This is a genomic window from uncultured Abyssibacter sp., assembly GCF_964000955.1.
In the GTDB taxonomy this organism is placed as follows: Bacteria; Pseudomonadota; Gammaproteobacteria; order Nevskiales; family OUC007; genus Abyssibacter.
Genome location: NZ_CAXFCL010000149.1, coordinates 1 through 6,684 on the forward strand (window position 1 = coordinate 1; position 6,684 = coordinate 6,684).

Genomic DNA, 6,684 nt, shown 5'->3' on the forward strand with positions numbered 1-6,684 from the left:
GGATCGCTATCTGATCGTCGCCGCCGCCGCCTTCAACATGGGGGCGATGGAAAACAAGGGTCTGAACATCTTCAATACCAGCTGCCTGCTGGCCGACCCGGATACCGCCACCGACGCCGGCTACCGTGTCGTGCGCGACGTGATCGCCCACGAGTATTTCCACAACTGGACCGGCAACCGCATCACCTGTCGCGACTGGTTCCAGCTCAGCCTCAAGGAAGGGTTGACGGTGTTCCGTGAGCAGCAGTTCTCGGAGACGGTGAACGACCCCGCCGTGGCCCGGGTGGAGCAGGTTCGCGGCTTGCGGGCGTTCCAGTTCCCGGAGGATGCCGGTCCGATGGCGCATCCGGTGCGACCGGAATCCTATGTGGAGATGAACAACTTCTACACGGCGACCGTGTACGAGAAGGGCTCGGAAGTCATCCGGATGATGCGCACGCTGGTCGGCGAGGCCGGCTTCCGCAAGGGCATGGACGTGTACTTCGAGCGCCATGACGGCCAGGCGGTGACCATCGAGGACTTCGTCGCCGCCATCGAGGCCGGCAGCGGCGCCGATCTGTCCGCATTCCGGATCTGGTATTCCCAGGCCGGCACGCCCAGCCTGCAGCTGCGCGATCAGTGGGATGGCACCACCGGCACCTACCGGCTCACGTTGACCCAGCACATGGCGCCAACCCGTGGACAGCCGGACAAGCACCCGGCACCGATTCCGGTGAGCCTCGCGCTGTTTGATCGTCATGGCGCATCCGTGGACGCCTCGCCGGATACGCCGTTGCTGGAATCCGCCCACAACGTGTTCGTGCTCGACAGGCCTGAAGCGGAGATGCTCTGGACCGGCCTGAGCGAGCGACCGGTGCTGTCCGCGCTGCGTGGATTTTCCGCGCCGGTGCGGTTGCATTTCGACCAGCCCGACACCGATCTGGCGTTGCTGATGCGCGCCGAGAGCGATGCGTTCTCGCGCTGGGAGGCCGGTCAGCGACTGCTTCACGCGGCGTTCTCCGACTACGTGCAGGGTGATGACGCCCGCGGCCGTGCCCGGCTGACCTCATTCTGTGAGGCCGTCGCGGCGACGGACCCGTCGGAGCCCATCGTCGGCGAGTGGCTGGATCTGCCGGCGACGGTGGAGTTCACCGATGCGCTGGGCGCGGTTGACGTTGACGCGGCGCTGGTTGCCGATCGCTGCGTTCGTCAGACCGTGGCCGAGGGCCTCGCCCGGCAACTGGTCGCCTGGTATGACGCCATCGGGACCGCCAGTCCCTATCGCTTCGACGCTGAACAGGCGCATCTGCGCCGTCGGCGTGGCGCCTGTCTCAAGCTGCTGAGTCTGGTTGACGCCTCGGGTGCCGCGGCGCGAGCCGAGGCCTTGATGGGCGCGGCGGACAATCTGACCGATCGGCTCGCGGCGCTGGCGGCGGTGAACGACCTCGACGCTCCGGTTCGCGCCGCGTTGTTCGCGCGCTTCGCCGACGATTGGGGCACCGAGCCGCTGGCCATGGACAAGTGGTTCCAGTTGCAGGCGACATCCGTCATTCAGGGCCAGCCCGACGGTATCCGCGAACTGGCGGCCCGGGACGACTACGATCGCGGCGTTCCCAACCGCGTGCGGGCCTTGTTCGGGTCGTTCGGTCAACGCCAGTTCGACGGGTTCCATCGCATGGACGGCGAAGGCTACCGGCTGCTCGCGGACGAGGGGCTGGCCATGGATGCGCTGAATCCGCAGGTCGCGGCACGCATCGTCAGGCCGCTGACTCAGGTCGCGAGAATACTGGGCGATCGCAGCGAACTGATGCGACGCGAACTGACGCGCATCGCGGAATCCGAGTCCTTGTCGGCCGACGTGCGGGAAATCGTCTCCGCCGCGCTTTAGGTGAAGGGACGAGAACCCCGAAGCCAGCCGGCTTGGCGGATGATCACGAGGCTGTCACAGTTTCGTCATCGTTGAGTCATAGGGTTTCCGCGCCGATTAGCGCGGGGGAGTGCGCGAACGGTGACCACCCGCTCTGTCAAACCGCCGTTAATGCAAGGCAAACACATCCTGATCGTCGAGGACGAGGCGCCAATCCGCGACATGGTCCGCTTTGCGCTGGAGCGCAAGGGCCTCACTGTCACCGAAGCCGCCGATGTCCAGGACGCACGTCTGTCCATCGCGAGCCGTCGGCCCGATTTGATCCTGCTGGACTGGATGCTCCCGGGCGTCTCCGGCATCGAGTTCGCGCGGGAACTGCGCGCGGATCCGAATCTTCGTGATCTGCCGATCATCATGCTGACGGCGCGCGCGGAGGAGGAGGACAAGATTCGCGGCCTCAACACCGGCAGTGACGACTACATCGCCAAGCCGTTCTCCACCGCGGAACTGATCGCCCGCATCCAGGCCGTGCTGCGTCGCGTGCTGCCGGGCGGCGCGGAGGAGCGCATCGAGGTCGAGGGCCTGGAGGTCGACACCGCCAGCCAGCGCGTCACCGCCAACGGCGAGGCGGTGAAGCTGGGACCGACCGAATACCGGTTGCTGAACTTCTTCGTCAGCAACCCCGAGCGGGTCTACACGCGCGAGCAGGTGCTCGATCGGGTCTGGGGACAGAACGTCTACGTGGAGGAGCGCACGGTCGACGTGCATATCCGTCGTCTGCGCAAGGCGCTGACACCGTTCGGCTTCGCCGACTATATCCAGACTGTGCGCGGTACCGGCTACCGCTTTTCGACCAAGGTGTGACCGCCGAGCTCGCATGGCAGAGTGAATTGCGGCGTATCGTCCTGTGGGCGGCGCTGGGGGCGGCCGTCGGCGTGTTCCTCGAGTCCGTCGCCTGGGGGCTGGTTGCCGCGATAGCGCCCTACGCGTTCTGGCATACGGTGCAGGCGTACCGCCTCACCAAGTGGCTGTCCGGTGGTCGCCTGAGCGAGATTCCCGAGGCAACCGGACTGTGGGGCGCGATCTTCGAGGGCATCTACAGCCTCAAGCGCCGGAATCGCAAGCGCAAGCGTCGTCTGGCCGCGATCGTCTCCGAGTTTCAGGCCTCGACCGCCGCGCTTCCCGATGCCGCGGTCGTGATCAACCGCGACGACGAGATCGTCTGGTTCAACCATGCGGCCAGCCACCTGCTGGGATTCGGTACGCAGCGCGATGTCGGTCAGCGCATCGGCTTTCTGCTACGCAGTCCGGACTTCAACCGCTACATCGAATCCGGCGAGTACGAGGGCGGCGTGGAGATCGCCGCGCCGAACAACGAGAACGTGACCCTCAACGTTCGCATCGTTCCCTACGGCAACCAGCAGCGCCTGCTCATTGCGCGTGATGTGTCACATCTGCACCGGCTGGAGCAGACCCGGCGCGATTTCGTGGCCAATGCCTCCCATGAACTGCGCACGCCACTGACCGTGCTCAGTGGCTACATCGATCTGATGGAGCAGGAGACCCGGGGTGAGCTGGCGGAGTGGCGGATGCCGGTCACCGAGATGCGCAATCAGGCGCTGCGCATGCAGCGCATCATCACCGATCTGCTCAAGCTTGCCCGCCTGGAGACCAATGCGCTGGATGTCGGCGTCGAGCCGGTCGATGTCGCCGAACTGGTGGCCGAACTTGAGGAGGAGGCCAAGGAAATTTCGCAGGGGCGTCACACGCTGTCCTTCGAGATCGAGCAGGGCATCTTCCTGACGGGGCGTCGCAGCGAGCTCTACAGCTGTCTGTCGAACCTGGTGTTCAACGCCTTGCAGTACACCCCGGAGGGCGGGCGGATCGACGTGCGCTGGTGGCGGGATGAACACGGTGCTCATTTCAATGTCACAGACACCGGCATCGGGGTGTCGTCGCGCGATCTCCCGCGTCTCACCGAACGGTTTTATCGGGTGGACGTCGCCCGGTCCCGGGAAACCGGAGGAACCGGTCTGGGGCTGGCGATCGTCAAGCACGCACTGGAACGCCACCACGGTGAATTGCAGATCGAAAGCGAGGAGGGGAAGGGCAGCAGCTTCACCTGTCATTTCCCGGCCGAGCGTCTGGAAGAACGCGCTGCCTGATTGTCACAAAACTGTCATTTAAGGTTCATAGCCTTCACACGCCTCGCGACTAGCCTCTGGCTGGTACATGGACCCAACCCCTAGGAATTTCCGATGAAATTGAGTCATTGCCTGGCCGCCGCCGTCGCGGCCGTTGCGCTGCCGCTGTCTGCGTCCGCCTCTGGCGTGGATGAAGCGCTTCCCACCTACGAAAAGGCGCAGGGGGTTTCCGGAAACCTCTCCAGCGTGGGCTCGGACACGCTGGCCAACCTGATGACGCTCTGGACGGAGGAGTTCAAGCGCGTCTACCCGAACGTGAACATCCAGGTCCAGGCGGCCGGTTCGTCCACGGCGCCGCCGGCGCTGACCGAAGGCACCTCCAACCTGGGTCCGATGAGCCGTCGCATGAAGGACGGTGAAATCGAGGCCTTCGAGCGCAAGTTCGGTTACAAGCCGACGCCGGTGGGCGTCGCGATCGATGCGCTGGCCGTGTTCGTCAACAAGGACAACCCGATCGAAGGCATGTCGCTGGAACAGGTCGACGCCGTGTTCTCCTCCACGCTGAAATGCGGAGCGCAGGAGTCGATCACGCGCTGGGGGCAGCTGGGCCTGAGTGGTGCCTGGAGCAACCGTCCGATTCAGCTCTACGGCCGCAACTCGGTGTCCGGCACCTACGGCTACTTCAAGAAGGTCGCGCTGTGCAAAGGCGACTATCTGAACAACGTCAACGAGCAGCCGGGTTCCGCCTCGGTCGTTCAGTCGGTCGCCACCGGTCTGAACGCAATTGGCTACTCCGGTGTTGGTTACAAGACCTCCGGCGTGCGCGCGCTGCCGCTGTCCAAGGACACCGGTGACGCTTTCGTGGAGCCGACTTCGGACAACGCCATTTCCGGCAAGTATCCGCTGGCACGCGTGCTGTACGTCTACGTCAACAAGCACCCCAACAAGCCCATGTCACCGCTGGAAGCCGAGTTCCTGACGATGGTGCTTTCCAAGGTGGGACAGGAAGTTGTCGTCAAGGATGGGTATATTCCGCTGCCTGCGGCCCAGGCGGCCAAGGAACTGGCGAAGGTCAAGTAGGCCACAGCCGGTTCACGGTACGACCTGGCGGGAGATCTCAGCGGAGATCTCCCGCTTTCTTTTGTAGCCTGGGGCCCAGTGTTCCCCCACAGTGTTCGGAGTCAAGGAAGTGAAGCAAGCAATCAAGGGAGTGGCGCTCATCGCATGCGCCGCGGGTGTGATGACCTCGCCGGCCATGGCAAGCGACGTCAGCACGAAAGGTGGAATCAAGGTCACCTCCGACGACGGCAGTTTCGTCGGCGAGTTTGGTGGTCGTCTGATGCTGGACGCAGCCGTGTTCGACAACGACACCCAGGACAACCAGAGCGGCACCGAATTCCGTCGCTTGCGCCTGCATTCCAAGGGCAAGATCTACGGTCTGGACTACAAGATCGAGGTGGATTTCGCTGACGGCGATACGGTGACCAAGGATGCCTATCTGAAGTTCGCGGTCCCCGGCGGCAAGCTGACGGTCGGCCAGTTCAAGCAGTACTTCACGATGGAGAACTTGACCAGCTCGCGCTACACCACGTTCATGGAGCGCTCGTTCGTCACGGCCTTCTCTCCGTCCTATCAGGTCGGTCTCGGCTACTGGGGCAACTACGGTCCGATCGGCTACGGCGTGTCGGGCTTCAACGCCTACCAGGATGAGGATGCTGACGGCGGGCAGGGCACCACCGAAGGCGTGGGCGGTTCGGCTCGCGTAATCTTCTCGCCGAGCCTGGGCGAGTACACCCAGCTGCACGTGGGAGCTTCCACGCTGGTCACCGGCGGTATCGAAGGCCGCAACCGCATCCGCGTGCGTCCGGCTGGTCATCTGTCCGATGCCTCGCGTGTCGCGATCGTCGACATCAACACCGGTGAGCGCTCCGATTCCACGCTCTACGCGATGGAATTCGCCAGCATCGCCGGACCGCTGTCGGTCCAGGCCGAGTATGTCGGCGGTACCTACGAAACCGACACGGTGGAGCAGGATGTCGCGGCGTTCTACGCCTACACCAGCTACTTCCTGACCGGTGAGTCGCGCCCCTTCGATGCCAAGTCCGGCAAGTTCGGGCGGGTCAAGCCGCGCAAGAGCCACGGTGCGGTTGAGGTGGCGGTGCGTTACGACTACGTCGAGAACGACTCCATCGACTACGAGGTGGAGTCGGTCACGTTCGGCGCCAACTGGTACTGGAACCCCCAGGTTCGCTTCATGCTGAACTACATCACCGCCGACGTGGCGGAGGGCACGGACGAGCCTGGCGCCGTCACCGCCCGCATGCAGTTCGACTTTTAGGTCGTAAGCAAGCAGTCTGATGCCGGTTCCTCCGCGACCGCGGGGGGACCGGCCTTGATTCATCGCGACGTGCGCCGCCGCACGGACCGGCCGGTTCATCGATTTGTCACCGGCGAGCAATAGACTTCGAGCATGGACCAGACTTCCCGCAGCCCGAATCCGGGCCTGTCGCAGGCCGATCGAACGGGTAGCGAACGCCTGATTCGCTGGCGGTACTTCAAGGATCGCGTCGCTACCGTCGCGGTTGGCATTGGAGGCGTCGGCGTTCTCGTCGCCATCCTGCTGATCTTCTTCTATCTCGCCTGGGTGGTACTGCCGCTGTTCGCGCCAGCCGAGATCGATCAGGTGGCCCGGTA

At 64.2% G+C, this 6,684-nt stretch carries 6 protein-coding genes; all 6 read left to right on the plus strand.

All coding sequences use genetic code 11. The features are described from left to right. The coding region (gene pepN, locus ABNS06_RS07280) for an aminopeptidase N (RefSeq protein WP_348673554.1) at positions 1-1,867 on the plus strand (1,867 nt) is incomplete at its 5' end. 150 nt (positions 1,868-2,017) lie between these two features. Further along, positions 2,018-2,710: a phosphate regulon transcriptional regulator PhoB gene (gene phoB / locus ABNS06_RS07285; RefSeq protein WP_348673556.1), complete on the plus strand. Its 693-nt coding sequence runs from the start codon at positions 2,018-2,020 to the stop codon at positions 2,708-2,710. Then, positions 2,707-4,011 carry a phosphate regulon sensor histidine kinase PhoR gene (phoR, locus tag ABNS06_RS07290; protein WP_348673557.1) on the plus strand — a complete coding sequence of 435 codons (1,305 nt, stop codon included), beginning with the start codon at positions 2,707-2,709 and terminating at the stop codon, positions 4,009-4,011. Before phoB ends, phoR begins: the two co-directional genes overlap by 4 nt. 93 nt (positions 4,012-4,104) lie before the next feature. Continuing rightward, a complete protein-coding gene (locus ABNS06_RS07295) occupies positions 4,105-5,070 on the plus strand; it encodes a phosphate ABC transporter substrate-binding protein PstS family protein (RefSeq protein WP_348673558.1) in 966 nt (321 codons plus the stop codon). Between the two features lie 109 nt (positions 5,071-5,179). Then, positions 5,180-6,328, plus strand: coding sequence for a porin (locus ABNS06_RS07300; RefSeq protein WP_348673559.1), 1,149 nt, complete (start codon positions 5,180-5,182; stop codon positions 6,326-6,328). Between the two features lie 132 nt (positions 6,329-6,460). Beyond that, a partial coding sequence (locus ABNS06_RS07305) for a hypothetical protein (RefSeq protein WP_348673560.1) occupies positions 6,461-6,684 on the plus strand: 224 nt, incomplete at its 3' end.

Coding starts and splice junctions, on each gene's coding strand:
- ABNS06_RS07295 (WP_348673558.1), top strand. CDS start 4,105: ATGAAATTGAGTCATTGCCTGGCCGCCGCCGTCGCGGCCGTTGCGCTG.
- phoB (WP_348673556.1), top strand. CDS start 2,018: ATGCAAGGCAAACACATCCTGATCGTCGAGGACGAGGCGCCAATCCGC.